Genomic DNA, 18,372 nt, shown 5'->3' with positions numbered 1-18,372 from the left:
GGACCCGACCACCAGCTCTCAGCGGTCGTCGGTCATCCGCGCCAGATGATGTACCTGATCTGCCGTTGCCGGATACAGTTCGCGCCACGTCTGATACAGGTCGTCATAGAGTGACGCGACCTTCGGGTCGGGGGTGATCTCCCGAGCGAGCTTGGTCCAATCTGTCTCCGGCGCAACGAGATCAACCGCGATCGCGGCGAGGAGAGCGTCGCCGTAGCTCGCGCCGATCGTCTGTTCGGGGACCAGCTGGGTACGGCCGGTGATATCGCTGAGCGCTTGAGCCCACACCGGGCTGCGCAGCCCGCCACCCACCGCGACGGTGCGTTTGGCGGTGTGCGCGTCATCGAACATCTCGAGGATCTGCCGGATACCGAAGGAGATTCCCTCGTACGCCGACCGGAACAGATGTCCGCGGTTGTGCCGCAACGTGAGCCCGGCGAACACGCCACGCGCATCGGGATCGAACACCGGAGTACGTTCTCCCGCGAGATACGGCAGCAAGAGCAGCCCCTCGCTACCCGGCGGCACCGCCATCGCCTCGGACGTCAATTCCTCGAATGAGGCGTTGCCGGTGACCGATTGAAGCCACGAGATCAGCCGACCGGCGGTAGACGTCCCGGCAGCGAGTGCGAGGGTGCGCTCCTGGACGCCGGCAGTGGTCCATAGCGCAGGGTCGCTGTGGAACTCGTCGATGATCTGGATCAGGAACATCGTCGAGCCGTACATCAACATCTGGTCACCCGGATGACGCACACCCACCGAGAACGCTTCGGCGAAAGCATCGACAGTGCCCGCGACCACCGGGATCCCCTCGGGCAGTCCGGTTTCCTCCGCGCCGCGACGGTGAACAGTGCCCACCACCTCGCCCGGCCAGCACAAGCGTGGCATCGGAATGTCCGCGCAGATCTGCTCAGCCCACCGGCGGTGCCACTCGAAATCCTTTATCGCATAGAGCGGGTCACATTGGCTGGCCGTGTGGTGATCCATCACGTACTCGCCGGTGAGTTTGGCGGCGATGTACGAGTTGGACCCGTACCAGCGCGCTGAGCGCGCCCACACCTCAGGTTCGTGATTGCGCACCCACAGCATCTTGGGCCCGACCGCCTGACTGGACAGCAACGTCCCGGCATCGGCGAGGATCTGCTCGGCGCCCAGCTGTTCGGTCAACTCGGCGATCTCCGCGCTGGCCCGGGTGTCGACGCCGTACAGGATGGCCGGGCGAGTGGGCCGGAGATCGGCGTCGCAGAGAACCAGGCACGGGCCGACCCCGCTCACGCAGATGGCGACCACGTCACCGTCCGCGGGTTTGGCGGCCATCAGCGCGGAGCTGATCGTGCAGATCTCCTGCCACCACACCCGTTCCGGGTCGACCTCCACCCATCCCGGCCGCGGCATCGACGTCTCGTGGGGAACCGTCTCGGTGGCGAGCACCGTTCCCCCGGCATCGGCGAGAACCCCTTTGCTGCTTCCGGTGCCCATGTCGATTCCGATGACGAGTTCCACCCGAGTCAGCCTATCGGCCGGACATCATCGTCGTCACCGGGTTGGCGCCGTCGCGGGCGTCGACATCGGGTCCGCGGAAACGACCGGGTCAGCGTGGGTCCGACAAGAGGATCAGCAGCAGTTCGGCGCGGGTGCGTGCGTCGGTGAGGTCGACGCGCAGAAGTTGCTCGATGCGGTCCACCCGGTGGCGAAGGGTGTGCCGGTGCACACCCACCGAAGTGGCGGCGGCTTCCCACTGACCATTCGCCAGCAGGTATCCGCGCAGCGTCTCCACCAGGGCGCTGTCGGTGCGTCGATCGTGATCGAGCAACGGGCCCAGGACCGATTCGTGTGCCCCGCTGAACGCCTGGCGTACCGGCTCGAGCGCCAGCACCGACCCCTGTGCGGCCAGGTCGACCACCTCGCCTTCACCGGCCACCGCACATCCGAGCCGAGCCTGACGGACCGAGTCGCTGATGTCGTCGACCGAGACCACCGTGCCCAATCCGGCACGGGCCCCTTGCCTGCCCACCATCGCGAGCACCGATTCGGCGAACGACCGCTGGTCCTCCCCGCGAAGGAGTACCACCACCTCCGGACCGCTCTGGTCGACGAACACCGGTCGCCAATGGTTCTGCAATTCCACCGCCACCGCCGCGGCGGCCTGCTGTGCACCTCCCACCCCCGAGTACTGCGCGACCGCGATCCGCACACGCCCGTCCCGGTCAGCTGCGCGCAGCACGATGTTGCGCGCTGCCGCGGGCGGCGGGCCCGACATGGCCAGTGTCAACGCGTCGGAGTTCAGCGCCTGCTGATCGCGCATCACCTGACCGGGTTTGGCGTGTTCGAGACTGAGCAGCGATGTCGCGTGACCCACCAGTACCCGCTCGAGATCACCTAGCGGGGTTCGGCCGATGACGGCAAGGTGCCCGAAGACGTTGCCTGCCACACTGATCCGTTGCACCGTGATCACCCGGTCGCCGGTCAGTGTGACGCCGCTGGCCGCCGCGGGGTCACGTCCCACCTGCGACCGCACCGACTCCAGATCTTCGGCGGACACCGGTTGTGGCCGCGCGCTCACCAGCTGCTGATCACGGTCGAGCAGCACCACCGTCTGTTCGATGGCGTCCGCGAGTTCGCGCACCACCGCCGGCATGCCGCCGGCGATGATCGCGCGGGTGATGCGCGGCTGCGTGTGCGACGCGCGGACGAATTGGTCGAAGCGCTCTGCGGCGATGTGGTCGAGCACCGTGCGCGCGATGGCAGAGAACGGCACGGGCAAGGGGACCTCGAGAAGCGGCAGGCCCACCTGATCGGCGGCCTCCACCAGATCGGCAGGCACGTCGTCGAAGCCGAGGCCGACACCGAATCCGACACCTGCGACTCCCACCCGGTCCAGCAGCCGGACGTACTCGAGGCGCCCGGCCGCAGTGGGAGGCAGACGCAGACCGGTGGTGAGAAGCAGCTCCCCGCCGGCGAGCCACTCGTGCGGGGCAGGCAGTTCCGAACTCAGTGCGCAGTCGATGTCGCGGTCCTGACCAGCGGCTCCCCCGATCAGCCGCAGATCGAGGTCACGTTGACCAAGCAGCCAGCGGACAGTGGTGGTCAACGGCTCCACCTTCCTCCTCGGGCCCAGTCCGGGGCTACAGACCAGCACAAACAAGCCGACTGTTGGACAGAGTGTACCGACGGCGAACAGACCCTGGACATTTTGTCAGGTCCGCAACCACATCGATGCGGCGAACACTGGCAACCATCACCTGTCCCCCATCGATCCCCGAGCCACATCGACACCCGAGTCCAATTCGACCCGAGTCCAATCCGACAGAGTCCAATCCGACAGAGAGTGACCGCGCGTCATGCCCGAGATCCTGAAGAACTACATCAACGGCGAGTTCGTCGCGTCGTCGTCCACCGAGACGATCGACCTGATCAACCCAACCGACGAATCGGTCGTCGGTACGTCGCCGGTCTCGACCACCGCCGACATCGACGCGGCCATGGCCGCTGCGGCCACCGCCTTCGAGACCTGGGGTAAGACCACCCCGAAGACCAGGCAGACCGCCTTGCTGAAGTTGGCGGATGCCATCGAGGCGAACTCCGATGCGCTCGTGGCCGCCCAGGCACGGAACACCGGGCAGCCGGCCGATCAGATCGCCGACGAAGAGGTGACCGTCGGCGCCGACCAGATCCGGTTCTTCGCCGGTGCGGCCCGCCTCCTCGAGGGGAAATCGGCCGGTGAGTACATGGAGGGGTTCACCTCGTACGTGCGGCGTGAACCCATCGGCGTCATCGGTCAGGTGACCCCCTGGAACTACCCCCTGATGATGGCGTTGTGGAAGATCGGACCTGCGATCGCAGCCGGGAACACGGTGGTACTCAAGCCTTCTGACACCACGCCCGAATCGACGCTTGTACTGGCTTCGTTGTCCAAGGGCATCCTGCCCGACGGAGTCCTCAACGTGGTGCTCGGCGACGGTGGGACGGGTGCGTCCATCGTCGGGCACAAGACCCCGGGCATGGTGTCGATCACCGGGTCGGTCCGTGCCGGCATCGCCGTGGCGGTATCCGCCGCACAGCAACTCAAGCGCGCGCACCTCGAACTGGGCGGCAAGGCCCCTGCCGTGGTGTTCGCCGACGCTGACCTCGACAAGGCCGTCGACGGCATCGGCGAGGCGTCGTTCTTCAATGCCGGCCAGGACTGCACGGCGGTGACCCGCATCCTCGTACACTCCTCCATCCACGACAAGTTCGTTGCCGCGCTCAGTGAAAAGGCCGACGCGACAACGGTTCCTCCGCTGAACAACATCAACCACTTCACCAAGGTGACGTCGATACTGGACTCGATCCCCTCGCACGCCACCGTGGTCACCGGCGGAAAGCGCCGCGGTGACAAGGGATTCTTCATCGAGCCCACCGTGATCACCGGGGTCCGCCAGACCGACGCGCTGGTGCAGGAAGAGACGTTCGGCCCCGTGGTGACCGTGCAGACCTTCGAGGACGAAGCCGAGGCCATCGCGCTGTCCAACGATGTGAGCTACGGCCTGGCCTCGAGCGTGTGGACCACCGACCACGGCACCGCCAACCGGATGACCGTAGGTATGGACTTCGGCTGTGTGTGGGTCAACTGCCACATCCCGCTGGTTGCCGAGATGCCACACGGCGGGTTCAAGAACTCCGGCTACGGCAAGGACCTGTCGTCCTATGGGGTCGAGGACTACACCCGCATCAAGCACGTGATGAGTTCGGTGGAATGACCATGACGACAACAGCAGCGGTCTCCTACCGCCTCCCCCAGCAACGCAAACTCGTCACGCCCATCCCCGGCCCGAAATCCCATAAACTGCAGGGTCGCCGCGCGATGGCCGTCGCCGGCGGCGTGGGCTCGACCGTGCCGGTGTACGCCGCCGACGCCGACGGTGGCGTGATCGTCGACATCGACGGCAACTCGTTCATCGACTTCGGGTCGGGGATCGCCGTGACAAGCGTCGGCGCCAGCAACCCGGCGGTCGCCGAAGCGGTTGCCGAGCAGGCACGGCATTTCACCCACACGTGCTTCATGGTGACGCCCTACGAGGGATACGTTGCGGTGGCCGAACGGCTCAATCACCTGACACCAGGTGACCATCAGAAGCGCACCGTGCTGTTCAACTCCGGCGCCGAGGCTGTGGAGAACGCGATCAAGGTGGCTCGGTTGGCCACCGGACGCGACGCGGTCGTGGCGTTCGACCACGCCTACCACGGCCGAACCAACCTGACGATGGCGCTGACGGCCAAGACCATGCCATACAAGTACGGTTTCGGACCCTTTGCGCCGGAGGTCTACCGAGTACCCGGGTCCTACCCCTTCCATGACGGACTCGACGGTCCGGAAGCGGCGGCCCGCGCGATCTCGATGATGGACAAGCAGATCGGGGCAGATCAGCTGGCCGCGATCATCATCGAACCGGTCATGGGCGAAGGCGGCTTCATCGTGCCCGCCCCCGGATTTCTTCCCGCACTGGCCGACTGGGCCGCCTCGAACGGCATCGTGTTCATCGCCGATGAGGTGCAGAGCGGATTCGCCCGCACCGGTGCATGGTTCGCCAGCGAACACGAGAACGTGGTGCCCGATCTGGTGACGATGGCCAAGGGCATCGCCGGCGGTATGCCGCTGTCCGCGGTCACCGGGCGCGCCGATCTGCTCGACGCAGTGCATGCCGGTGGTCTCGGAGGAACGTACGGCGGTAACCCGGTGGCCTGCGCAGCTGCACTTGCCACCCTCGACGTGATGGCCGAACTCGATCTACCCAGACGGGCACGGGAGATCGAGGAGATCGCCGTCAGACGACTGCGGGCGATGGCCTCGGTCACCGACGAGATCGGCGACGTCCGGGGACGAGGAGCGATGCTGGCCATCGAACTCGTGCAACCGGGTACAAACAAGCCCAATCCGGAGCTGACCAAGGCCCTGGTGGCGGCCTGTCTCGCACAAGGTGTGGTGTTGCTGTCCTGCGGTACGTACGGCAACGTCATCCGGCTCCTGCCCCCGCTGGTCATCGGTGACGAACTGCTCGGCGACGGGCTCGACGTACTCGAGAACTGCCTGCGCGAACTGACCGGGTCCACAGGAGCAGCGCGTGCCCACTGATCCGGCAGCCGGCCGGCCCGAGGCCACCAGCCATCCCCTCGACCCTTTCAGCGCCGACGAATTCCGTTCGACGGCAGCACTACTCGCACGAGACCATGGCGTCGCCGAGGGCTGGCGGTTCCATTCGATCGAGTTGCTCGAGCCCAGCAAACGAGCTCTGGCGGAGCACGCGACGGGAGGCCCGCGGCCTCCTCGCAAGGGACTCGTCACCTGCTCGGACACGACGCGCAACGCCACCTACAAGGCGGTTGTCTCACTGACTGAGGACGCTGTCGAATCCTTCACCCACATCCCCGGCGTACAGGCGAACTTCACCGTCGACGAGTTCGAAGAATGTGACCAGGTGCTGCGGGGCCACCCAGATGTGATCGCTGCCCTGAAGAAGCGCGGGATCACCGACCTCGACCTGGTGTTCATGGACACCTGGACCTATGGAGACGCCGTCGCCCCGGACAAGTACCGGGACAGACGGCTCGGTTGGTCGGACACCTGGCTCAGGTCCGAACCGGGGGCCAACCCCTACGCCCACCCGGTCAGTGGACTGCACTGCGTCATCGACCTCAACACGATGGAACTGCTCGAGATCGAGGACAACGGCGGCGTGGAACCGCCGGATGTCATGGGCGAGTACGTGCCCGGTCGAATCCCTGAGCGGATCCGGGCCGAATCGCGCCGCCAACCACTCAAGCCCCTGGAGATCACCCAGCCGGACGGCCCCTCGTTCACCCTTGAGGGCAACAAGCTGACCTGGCAGAACTGGTCGTTGCGCGTCGGATTCAACCACCGCGAGGGCATGACCCTGCACGCCATCACCTACAACGACGGTGGTCGCGAGCGCTCGGTGGCCCACCGGCTGTCGTTTGCCGAGATGATGGTGCCGTACCGAGATCACTGCGAAGACCATTACCGCCGAACAGCATTCGACATCGGCGAGTGGGGCCTCGGTTTCATGGCGACCTCGCTGGAACTCGGCTGCGACTGCCTCGGCGAGATCCGTTACCTCGATGCCGTGCTGCACAACAGCAAGGGCGAGCCGTACACGATCACCAATGCGATCTGCATCCACGAAGAGGACAACGCGGTTCTCTGGAAGCATGTCGACCACGATGCGGGCGCCGAGGTTCGCCGGATGCGCCGGCTCACGGTGTCATTCCATGTCACCGTGGCCAACTACGAGTACCTCGTCTACTGGCGCTTCTACCAGGACGGCAACATCGAGTGCGAGGTGCGCGCCACCGGCATCATGGTGACCACGCCGATCGCACCCGGCGCCACCCACCCGCACGGCACCCTGGTGGACGAACGCACCTACGCACCGTTCCATCAGCATTTCCTGGTCGCCCGCCTCGACCTCGACGTGGACGGGACCCAGAACACCGTCTACGCCAGCGAAACCGAGATCGAGCCGATGGGTCCGGCCAATCCGTACGGCCTGTCCCTGGTGCAGCGCAACACCCCTCTACGAACCGAAGAAGAGGGCAAGCAGGACATGAACTGGTCCACCCAGCGAGCGTGGAAGGTGGTGAACACCAACACCACCAACGGACTGGGCACCCATCCTGCCTACAAACTGGTCCCCGGCGACGCCATCCCTGCCATGTTCGACCCGGCCTCACCGGTGTTCGCGCGCGCCGAGGTCATCGGCCACACCGTGTGGGTCACCCCGAACAGTCCCGACGAACGTTGGCCCGCAGGTGAATTCGTGAACCAGTCGGCCACCGACAAGGGGCTGGGCGAATGGACGAAAGCCAACCGCAGCATCGACAACACCGACGTGGTGCTCTGGTACACCTTCGGCATCCACCACATCACCCGGCCCGAGGACTGGCCGATCATGCCCGCCGACACGGTCTCGTTCTGGCTCAAGCCATTCGGCTTCTTCGACCGAAACCCATCCCTCGATGTCGCACCGAGCCCGAGCGCGCATTGTCACCCCACATCATCCACATCGCCCGAATCATCTGGAGGACACTGTCATGACTGATTCCCCGGCCACCGATCCAATCGCCGCCTTCCGCGAGCTGCTCGACCAGGTCCCCACGGGTCTGTGGATCGGCGGGGCCTCGGTGGACGCATCCGACGGTTCCACGTTCTCGGTAGACGACCCGGCCACCGGCACGTCCCTGGTTCACGTGGCCGATGCCACGCCCGACGACGCGAACACCGCACTCGAGAGCGCGCTCGCAGTGGCGGACGAGTGGGCTGCCACTGCGCCACGCAAGCGATCGGAGATTCTGCGCGCCACCTACGATCTGGTCCAGGACCACGCCGACGACATGGCGACGATCATGACTCTCGAGATGGGCAAGGCACTGCCCGATTCGAAGTCCGAGATCACTTACGGCGGTGAGTTCCTGCGGTGGTTCGCCGAAGAGGCCGTTCGTGTTTCGGGCCGGTTCACCCCGTCGCCAGGGGGCACCGGACGGATCATGGTGACCCACGCCCCCGTCGGGGTGGCACTGGCGATCACGCCGTGGAACTTCCCACTCGCCATGGGCACCAGGAAGATCGGTCCGGCGCTGGCCGCGGGCTGCACGATGATCGTCAAGCCCGCCCAAGAGACCCCGCTGACCATGCTGTACCTCGCCAAGCTGCTCGGCGAGGCGGGACTGCCCGGCGGCGTGCTCTCGATTCTCCCGACCAGCAAGGCAGCCGACGTCACCGAGCCGCTGATCGCCGATCCCCGCGTACGCAAGATCAGCTTCACCGGGTCGACCCCGGTCGGCCGGAGCCTGCTCGGACAGGCAGCCGAGAACGTTCAGCGGACGTCCATGGAACTCGGTGGCAACGCACCCTTCCTCGTGTTCGACGACGCCGATCTGGACAAGGCGGTGGAAGGTGCGTTCGCAGCGAAGACCCGAAACGGCGGCGAAGCATGCACGGCAGCCAATCGCTTTCTCGTCCAGCAAGGTATCGCCGAACAGTTCACCGCGGCGCTGACGGCGAAGATGGAGGCCATGGTCCTGGGGCCCGGCTACGACCCGAAGACCACACTGGGCCCGATGGTCAACAACAAGCAGCAGACGTCCATCGCAAAGGCTGTCGCCGCGGCGGTCGCCGATGGGGCCCGGGTACGGCTGGGTGCCGATCCGGAAAACGTCCAGGACTCCCTCGCGCCGAACACGTCGAACGATGACGCGGGGTGCTACTACCCTGCGACGGTTCTCGACCAGGTGCCGGCAGACGCGGACATCGTGCGAAACGAGATCTTCGGCCCCGTTGCGGTCATCAGTACGTTCACCACCGAGGACGAGGCCATCGAGGCCGCGAACTCCACCGAATACGGTTTGGCCGCTTACCTTTACACCCAGGACCTCGACCGGGCGCTGAGGGTGGCCGACAAGATCGAGTCGGGGATGGTCGGGATCAACCGAGGCGTGATCTCCGATGTCGCGGCGCCGTTCGGCGGTGTGAAGCAATCCGGGATCGGGCGCGAAGGTGGATCAGAGGGCATCTACGAATACCTGACCACGAAGTACATCGCACTGACGTAGTCCGGCAGACACGCAGAGACACACACCGGATCGGCGACGCCGTCCGGGAAAGGACATCATGCAGCTCATCACTGCCCTGACGGCGCCGCCGTCACTGTGTCGGGATACCGACTCAGGGCGCGCACCGTTACGGGTGGGTCTCGTGCAGCATCGCTGGCAGCCCGACACCGATGCCCTGCTGGCCGATCTCGCCGAGGGCGTCGAGATGGCCTCCGGAGCCGGGGCGGGCCTGGTGTGCTTGCCCGAGATCACCCTCCTACGGTATCCGGCGTTCGTCCGAGGTGGCGCGAACCCGGGCGACTCCGCCGAGGACCTCGACACCGGGCCCACATTCGCCTTCGCCTCGGCAATGGCGAAGCAGCACAACATCTTCCTGCACGCGTCGCTGTACGAGAAGAGCTCGGCGGAGAACGGCACCACCTACGACGACGGCCTCGGGTTCAACACCGCCATCCTGGTCTCACCGAACGGCGAGCTGGTGGCCAAGACACGCAAGATCCACATCCCCATCACGGCCGGCTATTACGAGGACACGTACTTCCGGGCAGGGCCCGCCGAACCCGACCCGTATCCCGTGCACTCGCCGGCCGGACTCGACGCCACCCTGGGGATGCCGACCTGCTGGGACGAATGGTTCCCCGAAGCCGCACGCGCGTATTCGCTGGCCGGGGCCGAGATCATCGTCTACCCCACCGCCATCGGATCCGAGCCCGACTTCCCCGACTTCGACACCCAGCCGTTGTGGCAGCAGGTGATCGTCGGAAACGGGATCGCCAACGGTACCTTCATGGTGGTACCCAACCGCACCGGAAACGAAGGCGAGATCACCTTCTACGGTTCGTCTTTCATCTCCGACCCGTATGGCCGCATCCTTGTCCAGGCGCCCCGGGACGAACCTGCCGTGCTGGTCGCCGAACTCGACCTCGCCCAGCGTCGTGACTGGCTCACGCTGTTCCCGTTCCTGAAGACCCGACGGCCTGACACCTATGGTCGTCTTGTCGATCCGGTTGCCGCACATGGGCACTACGGCGCCGGAGAAATCTGATGTCGCAGTGGCGGATGCCTGCCGAAACAGCCCCGCAAGAAAAGGTGTGGATGGCTTACCCGGCACCCGGCTATTCACTCGGCGACACCGACGCCGCGCGTGACGAAGCCCGTCGGACATGGGCGGCGGTGGCACACAGCATCTGTGAGTTCGAGCCGGTCACGATGCTCGTCGACCCGGATGAACTGCCCGCGGCCCGGAAATACCTCTCCCGCGACGTCGAGATAGTGGCGGCTCCGCTCAACGACGCCTGGGCGCGCGACATCGGGCCCACATTCGTGATCGACGAGGACGGCACCCTCGGAGCCGTCGACTGGGTGTTCAACGGATGGGGGGCTGCCTCGTGGGCGCGATGGGACAAAGACCAGCACATCGGCGCGCTGATCGCCGAGCTGTCGGGGGCCCAACGCATCGACTCGCCGATGGTCAACGAGGGCGGTGGCATCGCGGTCGACGGCGACGGCACGGTGCTGCTGACCGAATCGGTGCAGTTGGGCGAGGGCCGCAATGCCACCTGGTCTCGTGAGGAGGTCGAGGACGAGCTGCGGCGAACGATCGGCGCCGAGAGGGCGATCTGGTTGCCGTACGGCCTCACTCGCGACAACCAGAAGTTCGGCACCCGTGGACACGTCGATATCGTCGCGGCCATCCCGTCGCCGGGTGTGGCGCTGGTGCACGACCAGCAAGACCACGGCCACCCCGATCACGTGGTGAGCGCTCGGATCAAAGAGGTGATCGCCGCGGCGGAACCCGGGTGGCAGATCATCGACGTCCCGGCCCCCACGGTCATGACCGACGACGAGGGACCGGTGGACTACAGCTACATCAACCACCTCGTGATCAACGATGCCGTGATCGCCTGCAGCTTCGACGATCCGAATGACGCACGGGCTGCGGCAATTCTGTCCGAGGTGTATCCGGGGCGTGAGATCCGCACGGTCGACGCGCGGCCGTTGTTCGAGCGGGGCGGGGGCATCCACTGCATCACGCAGCATCAACCGGCCAGTCGTGCGATATGAACCACCGGTCGATGAGCCCCGCCCGACGGGCCGACAGTTCGCCCGCCCGCGGCACCACGCCAGCGGACGTTCTGTAGGTTGCCGCGGCACCCGCGGGTAGGGGACCGTGACGCAATGACATCGACCACTCCCCAAACAGAGCCCGTTGCCGACGCGGCGCCCAGCTCGTATGGCAGCAAAGTGCTTGCGGTCGAACCAGGCGGCAACGAGTTCATCCCGCTCGAGGCCCGGCACGGCAAACCGCGCAGCATGTTCTGGACGTGGACCGCGCCCAACCTCGAGTTCGCGACGATCTTCGTCGGGGTCCTGTCGGTGCTGTACTTCGGTCTCAGCTTCTGGCAGGCCCTCGCCGCGGTGGCGTTGGGCAACCTCCTCGGCGCCCTCGCTCACTACGCCCTCTCCGCTCGCGGCCCGCTGCACGGAGTGCCGCAGATGGTTCTGGGCCGCCTCGGCTTCGGTTACCGCGGCAACATCGTGCCCGCCGCATTCATGACCGTCATGTGCGGCATCGGCTGGTTCGCGACCAACAGCGTCAGCGGCGCGCTGGCCCTCAACACGCTGTTCGGTCTCCCGTCGGTGTTGGCGCTCCTGATCGTCGTACTGGCGCAGACAGCTTTTGCGTTCTTCGGACACAACCTCGTCCAAGGGTTCGAGCGCATTGCCGCGCCTCTTCTCGCCATCGTGTTCGTGACCGCCGGCGTCATCATCTTCAGCAAGGCCGATCTCGGCGCACCCGCCACCGACGGTGGCGCCGGACTCGGCGGATTCCTCCTGACTGTGGGTACGGCGTTCGGTTACACCGCCGGCTGGACCCCGTACGCGGCCGACTTCACCCGCTACCTTCCCGCGACCGTGTCCCGGTTCAAGACCGGATTCTTCGCATCGTCAGGGCTGTTCGTGTCCACCACGGCACTGATGGCCGTCGGCGCCGCGTCGGTGACGATCGGCTCGGATGCGGAGAGCCCCACCGACGCGTTCACCGGGCATCTGCCGTCGGTCGTGGCGGATCTGACGTTGCTGGCCATCGCGGTCGGGGCGGTCGCGGCCAACGCGATCAACCTCTATTCCGGCGGAATGGCCTTTGTCGCCATGGGATTCAGGATGTCGCTCGGTATCCAGCGGGCGCTGGTCACGGTGGTGTTCGGAGTCGTGGGATTCCTGGTTGCCTGGTGGGCACTGGCCGACGCGGCCGAGTCCTATGAGACCTTCCTGCTGATCGTCGCCTACTGGATCGGCCCGTGGCTCGGCATCGTGTTCGCCGACCAGATCCTTCGCCGGAACCGTCCGGTGGCCGCGATGCTGTACGACCCGAAGTACACGAACTGGGGCGGACTGTCGGCGTTCCTGATCGCCCTCGTCGCCTCGGTGTTGCTCTTCAGCAACCAGGAACGATATGTCGGTTTTGTCGCCGAGGCAGTGCCCGAACTGGGAGACATCACGTTCTTCGCCGGATTTGTCATCGCGTTCGCCGGATACTTCCTGCTGTCGCGCAGCAAGATTCGTCGCGACTATCAGCCCGCCTGACCGGAGGCCGATCGCACCGTACTACGGTGCGCGCAGAGGGCCAGCAACACAGACGGGTAGGTCTCGGGCGCCGCGAAGTCGAATCCCAGCAGCTCCCGGATCCGTTCGAGACGTTGATACAGACTCTGTCTGCCCAGGTGCAGGACAACCGCGGATCGTGTTGCGCTGCAACCATGCCGAAGATGCACCTCGAGGGTGTGGGTGAGCTCTGACCCGTGGGTCCGATCCCATTCGACCAGCGGCCCGACAGAGGTCACCAAGTCGTCGCGGACCGCGGCGTCGAGAGTCTCCACCGCGAGTTCCGCCGCGAGCGCGCGAACCGAGGAGACCGCATCGGTGTGACGGGCCATCGCACGCCGGGACCCGGAGGCGATCGCCAGTGCTCGCCGTGCTGTCAGCAAGGCGTCGGACAGGTCACGGGCATCAACACGCGCAGCATTTCCGACCACAACCGTTGCCTCACCGACGATTCCGGCGAACGCTGCACAGACCTGGGTGATCTGGTCGCGGGCATGATCGGTCATGGCGAACAGCGCGTAGGAGGTCGCATGTACGTCGGCGTGCAGCGACTGCACGCCGAGCTTCTTGGTCACGGTCGCCGTCAGCTGCGCGGCCATCCGGGGCGCCGGGGCAGAGATCGCCACCGGAACGATGCAGACAGCGCCCGCCGGGTCGAAACCTGCTGCCCGAGAACGCATCATGAGGTCAGGACGGCGATCGACCCGCCGATCGAGCAGATCGGACATCAGAGTGGCCGCGGCCCGATGGCGCAGCCCTCCGAGCTCGCGCGACATCGACAGCGCCACACCCAGCGGTCCGGCACCGAGGCCGAGAAGGGACATCATGGTGTCCGTATCGAGCGACGACGGACCGGCGACCAAGGTCGCGATGACCTGTCCGCGCGACTGCACCGGCACCGACGCGGACTGCGCGTCCACCACCTGCCACGCCGAGTGGTCGTCATCAACACCCTCGGCGGCCATCAGCGCATTGTTCTTGCCCAACACCACCAATGGGCACCCGATGGCAGCCGCGATGGCCTTCACGATGGCCGGGGCACCGGCGCCGGCCGCCATTAGCGCGTGCAGCGCCGCGTCGAGTTCACCTCGTCGGCGGAGCACCCCGACTTCCCGCGAGACGATGTCGGTGTTGGCAGCGCGGCACAGGTCGATGAACGGGACCACGGTGTGCAGCGCGATCAGCGGGAGTTGCACCGACGAGGCCTCGCGGATCATCTCGTCGGGAACCTCGTCGAAGGTCCTGCCCAATTCCACTGCCACACCGGCGACGTCGCGAGTGGCCAGCTCGCGGATGTAATGGCGACGCGTACCGGCGTCGGTACCCGCCAGTCCGAGTCCCGTGGTGAGCAGGAGTTCACCACCTGACAGCAGCGGACCGATCTCGAAGATCTCACTGGAATGCACCCAGCGGACCTCGTTGTCGAGCCGTCCGTGACCACTGAGCACCTGCGGATCGGTTGCCGCCAGGTGTCGGTCGAGGACCTCGTGTAACGCCAGAACCATTGTCGCTTGCCTCTCGTCACCGACGAATTGCACGTCCGTAGCCCCCGGTGCCGCGACACTATGTCAGTTGCCCCAATTGCGCACGACGGGCAGCGTTGGTTCCCATGAGCACCTCCATCGACGTCTCGCCCGCAACGCTGCTCGAGACCGCATACGCCGAAGCCCAGCAGAGTCTGATCGAGGGCGGGATCCCGATCGGGGCCGCACTGTTCGCCGCCGACGGAACACTGCTCGGACGTGGTCACAACATGCGCGTGCAGAACGACGACCCGTCGGTACACGGCGAGACCGCCGCCTTCCGCAACGCCGGGCGGCAACGCGACTACCGATCGACCATCATGGTGACCACGCTGGCGCCGTGCTGGTACTGCAGCGGCCTCATCCGTCAGTTCGACATCGGCTCGGTGGTCATCGGCGAGACCCGGAACTTCCAGGGCGGCGAGGACTGGCTTGCCGACCTGGGTGTGTCGGTCACCGTGGTCGACGACCCACGGTGCGTGGCCATGATGGCCGACTTCATCGACGGCAACCCCGGCCTGTGGAACGAAGACATCGGCGTCGCCGAGGAGACCGGCCGATGAGCAGCCCCATTCTCACCGTCGACATCTCACAGTGGCGCCGGGGCGGCGACGCAGCCGAGGCACTGTGCCGGGCGGTCGATGAGAGCCTGCAGACGGCAGGTTTCCTGCTGGTCACCGGCCACGGCATCGATCCGGCACTCCCCGCCGACCTCCGAGCGGCCGCGCGCCGGTTCTTCGCCCTTCCCGCCCACGTCAAGAGCCGGTACGCGGTCGCTGTCGGTGGTCGCGGATGGATCGGACCCGGCATGGAGGCCAACGGTTCTGCCGACGGGAGCGAGACGCCACCCGATCTCAAGGAGACCTACAACTGCGGCGCGCAGACCCCGACCGGTGACCCGGTGGTGGACGCCGCATGGTTTCCGCCGAACGTCTGGCCGGCGGAAGTGCCCGAGCTCGACGAGCTGTTCACCGAGTACTGCCGTCAGATGAAGCTGCTGTCCGACGACCTGCTCGCGCTGATGAATGCGGCGCTCGGGCTCGATTCCGGACATGACTTCCTCGGCCGCGCCGAACGAGCCACGTGGACGTCCAACATCAACCACTACCCCGCGCTGACCGAGGTGGGTCGTCCCGAGGAGGGACAGTTCCGGATCGGGGCGCACACCGACTTCGGCACCGTCACCGTTCTCGACCGCGAACCGGGGTCCGGCGGTCTCCAGGTCTATACCGAGGAAGGCGGCTGGGCGGACGCCCCCTACGACCCCGAGGCCCTGACCATCAACATCGGAGACCTCCTCGAATACTGGACGGGCGGACGATGGCCTGCAGGCCGCCACCGCGTGTTGCCTCCGCAGGCCGACGCACCCGACGAAGACCTGATGTCGCTCATCTTCTTTTATGAACTCGATCACGATGCGGTGGTGACCCCACTGGGCCCACCCGACGGTGCGGCAAACGGCCAACCCCCGGTTGTCGCAGGTGAGTTCATCATGGAGCGGCTCGAAGCGATCACCGTCACAGCGTCCTGAGGCCCAGCCCAACGGGTGCCCCCCGGGGGTTTGCGGAACTGCCGGTTCAAAGTCCTTACTCGTGGGTAACCTCGGATCCATGACGGCGAACGAAGCGGACACCTTCACGGCAACGGACATCGATCCCGAGGTCCGAACCGCAGATCTACCCGAGAAGCAGACCCCCGAGGAAGACACCGAGCTGCTGGTCGACAACCTGCGCATCGCACTCGACGGACGCTGGCGGTCCACCCGTGAAGCGGTGCGAGAGCAGCTGAACCGTTCCGAGTTGCTACCCGACCCGTCGCTCCCGTTGGACCAGGCCCGCGCTCGCATCCTCGAGATCATGCGCGAACTGGCCGGCCACGGGTTCCCCCGCGCCGGATTCCTGGAGAAGCACGGAGGCACCGGCGACATCGGTGCTTCGATCAGCGCGATCGAACTGCTCGGCTACGCCGATCTGTCGCTGATGGTGAAAGCGGGAGTCCAGTGGGGCCTGTTCGGCGGCGCGGTGGAGAACCTCGGCACGGATGTCCACCACCAGAAGTACGTACCCGGCCTGATCAATCTCGATGTGCTCGGCTGCTTCGCCATGACCGAGACCGGACACGGCTCCAATGTGCAGGCCATCCAGACCACAGCCACCTACGACACCGCCACCGGCGAGTTCGTCGTCAACTCCGACACCAAGCTGGCACGTAAGGACTACATCGGCGGCGCGGCAGAGCATGCCAAGGTCGCGGCGGTGTTCGCCCAGCTGGTGACCGGTGGTCCCGACGAGGAGCCGACCGGCCGGGGCGTGCACTGTTTTGTGGTCCCGCTCCGTGACGACGACGGCAACGATCTCCCCGGGATCACCACCAGCGACTGCGGATACAAGGGCGGCCTGGCGGGAGTCGACAACGGCCGCATCGTCTTCGACCGCGTGCGCATCCCCCGCGAGAACCTGCTCAACCGTTACGCCGACGTCGCCGAGGACGGCACCTACAGTTCGCCCATCGAGAACGAGAACCGCCGGTTCTTCACGATGCTCGGCACCCTCATCCGGGGCCGAGTCAGTGTCGCGGCCACGGCCGGTGCCGCGGGCCGCAAAGCGCTGACCATCGCGACCCGGTATGGATTGGTGCGTAGGCAGTTCGAGCAGCCGGACTCCGACGACGAGATCGTCATCATGGACTATCTGGCACATCAGCGAAAGCTGTTGCCCCTCATCGCGAAGTCGTACGCGCTGGCGTTCGCACAGAACGAGATCATCGAGGAACTGCACGAATTGCAGTCCGCCGAAGATCTCGACGAGGATCGTCAGCGTCAACTCGAAGGTGCTGCCGCCGGCCTGAAGGCGATGACCACCTGGCACGCCTCACACACCATCAACGTCTGCCGTGAAGCGACCGGTGGCGCGGGCTATCTCGACGAGAACCAGCTGTCGATCATGCGCGGCGACATCGACGTGTTCACCACCTTCGAAGGCGACAACACGGTCCTCACGCAGCTCGTCGCCAAAGAGCTGCTGTCGGCGTACGCCCAAGACGTCCGCGGGCTCAACACCGTGGGCTGGGCACGGTTCATCGCAGGGATGGCCCGCGACGTGTTCCTGGAGAAGTCCGCTGCGCGCCAGGTGGTCCAGACCCTGATGGACACCTCGGGCGAAGATCCCGAAGAGTCCGAGCTGACCAACCGCGGCACCCAGATCCGGCTGTTCCGTAACCGCGAAGACCATCTCCTGCGGACCTGCGCCAACCGGTTGCGTCGGGCGACCGACGACGACGCCGACCCGTTCGAGGTGTTCAACGGGGCTCAGGACCATCTGCTGAAAGTCGGTACGGCGCACATCGAACGGGTGGTGCTCGAGTCGTTCATCGAGGCCATCGACAAGTGCGACAGCAAGGCCGGAACCGAACTCCTCGGCAAGGTCTGCGACCTTTACGTCTACTCGGCTCTCGAGGCAGACCTCGAATGGTTCCTGATGCACCGGCACATCTCGGTGGAACGCGCCAAGGCGATCCGCCGCGGCGTCAACGACCTGTGTGCGGCACTGCGTCCGCATGCGCGCACGCTCGTCGACGGGTTCGCGGTGCCAGAAGAACTGCTCAAGACAGCGATGGTCGAAGACCAGCTGAGCTAGAA

Annotated in this window: 13 protein-coding genes; 10 read left to right on the top strand and 3 right to left on the bottom strand. The window is 66.0% G+C overall.

From position 1 onward, the window contains the following. Nucleotides 1–18: 18 nt before the first annotated feature. Nucleotides 19–1,503 (bottom strand): FGGY-family carbohydrate kinase, encoded by a 1,485-nt coding sequence (locus tag ACVWY6_RS01800; RefSeq protein ID WP_457535842.1) that lies wholly within the window; start codon nt 1,501–1,503, stop codon nt 19–21. Nucleotides 1,504–1,591: 88 nt separating this feature from the next. Further along, nucleotides 1,592–3,100 carry a PucR family transcriptional regulator gene (locus tag ACVWY6_RS01795; protein WP_457535841.1) on the bottom strand — a complete coding sequence of 503 codons (1,509 nt, stop codon included), beginning with the start codon at nt 3,098–3,100 and terminating at the stop codon, nt 1,592–1,594. A gap of 241 nt (nt 3,101–3,341) precedes the next feature. On the opposite strand from ACVWY6_RS01795, the gene ACVWY6_RS01790 reads away from it, so the two are divergent. From ACVWY6_RS01790 to ACVWY6_RS01760, 7 genes are all read left to right on the top strand, one after another. After that, a complete protein-coding gene (locus ACVWY6_RS01790) occupies nt 3,342–4,739 on the top strand; it encodes an aminobutyraldehyde dehydrogenase (RefSeq protein ID WP_457535839.1) in 1,398 nt (465 codons plus the stop codon). Between the two features lie 2 nt (nt 4,740–4,741). Further along, entirely contained in the window at nt 4,742–6,112 is a 1,371-nt protein-coding gene (gene gabT, locus ACVWY6_RS01785; protein WP_457535837.1) for a 4-aminobutyrate--2-oxoglutarate transaminase, read from the top strand. Continuing rightward, nucleotides 6,102–8,096, top strand: a complete 1,995-nt coding sequence (locus ACVWY6_RS01780) for a primary-amine oxidase (protein ID WP_457535835.1) — start codon at nt 6,102–6,104, stop codon at nt 8,094–8,096. The genes gabT and ACVWY6_RS01780 overlap by 11 nt, the downstream gene beginning before the upstream one ends. Beyond that, nucleotides 8,089–9,606, top strand: a complete 1,518-nt coding sequence (locus ACVWY6_RS01775) for an NAD-dependent succinate-semialdehyde dehydrogenase (protein ID WP_457535834.1) — start codon at nt 8,089–8,091, stop codon at nt 9,604–9,606. Before ACVWY6_RS01780 ends, ACVWY6_RS01775 begins: the two co-directional genes overlap by 8 nt. Nucleotides 9,607–9,664: 58 nt before the next feature. After that, nucleotides 9,665–10,651 carry a nitrilase-related carbon-nitrogen hydrolase gene (locus ACVWY6_RS01770; protein WP_457535832.1) on the top strand — a complete coding sequence of 329 codons (987 nt, stop codon included), beginning with the start codon at nt 9,665–9,667 and terminating at the stop codon, nt 10,649–10,651. Beyond that, entirely contained in the window at nt 10,651–11,670 is a 1,020-nt protein-coding gene (locus tag ACVWY6_RS01765; protein WP_457535830.1) for an agmatine deiminase family protein, read from the top strand. The genes ACVWY6_RS01770 and ACVWY6_RS01765 overlap by 1 nt, the downstream gene beginning before the upstream one ends. Nucleotides 11,671–11,784: 114 nt before the next feature. Continuing rightward, complete coding sequence (locus tag ACVWY6_RS01760; protein WP_457535828.1) at nt 11,785–13,194, top strand: purine-cytosine permease family protein; 1,410 nt, start codon at nt 11,785–11,787, stop codon at nt 13,192–13,194. On the opposite strand, the gene ACVWY6_RS01755 is transcribed toward ACVWY6_RS01760, so the two are convergent. Next, the gene (locus tag ACVWY6_RS01755; protein WP_457535827.1) at nt 13,182–14,717 is read right to left on the bottom strand and encodes a PucR family transcriptional regulator; all 1,536 of its coding nucleotides are present in this window, start codon (nt 14,715–14,717) and stop codon (nt 13,182–13,184) included. The two genes, ACVWY6_RS01760 and ACVWY6_RS01755, sit on opposite strands and share 13 nt — an antisense overlap. Nucleotides 14,718–14,821: 104 nt before the next feature. Between ACVWY6_RS01755 and ACVWY6_RS01750 the strand changes: the two genes are divergently transcribed. From ACVWY6_RS01750 to ACVWY6_RS01740, 3 genes are all read left to right on the top strand, one after another. Then, complete coding sequence (locus ACVWY6_RS01750) at nt 14,822–15,298, top strand: nucleoside deaminase (protein ID WP_400729182.1); 477 nt, start codon at nt 14,822–14,824, stop codon at nt 15,296–15,298. Next, a complete protein-coding gene (locus ACVWY6_RS01745) occupies nt 15,295–16,266 on the top strand; it encodes an isopenicillin N synthase family dioxygenase (protein WP_457535825.1) in 972 nt (323 codons plus the stop codon). Before ACVWY6_RS01750 ends, ACVWY6_RS01745 begins: the two co-directional genes overlap by 4 nt. A 79-nt stretch (nt 16,267–16,345) precedes the next feature. Then, a complete protein-coding gene (locus ACVWY6_RS01740; protein ID WP_457535824.1) occupies nt 16,346–18,370 on the top strand; it encodes an acyl-CoA dehydrogenase family protein in 2,025 nt (674 codons plus the stop codon). Nucleotides 18,371–18,372 lie beyond the last annotated feature (2 nt).

It is taken from the genome of Williamsia sp. R60, from assembly GCF_054063855.1.
The sequence above is the reverse complement of the archived record's forward strand: the minus strand, read 5'-3'. Positions and strand labels throughout refer to the sequence as shown.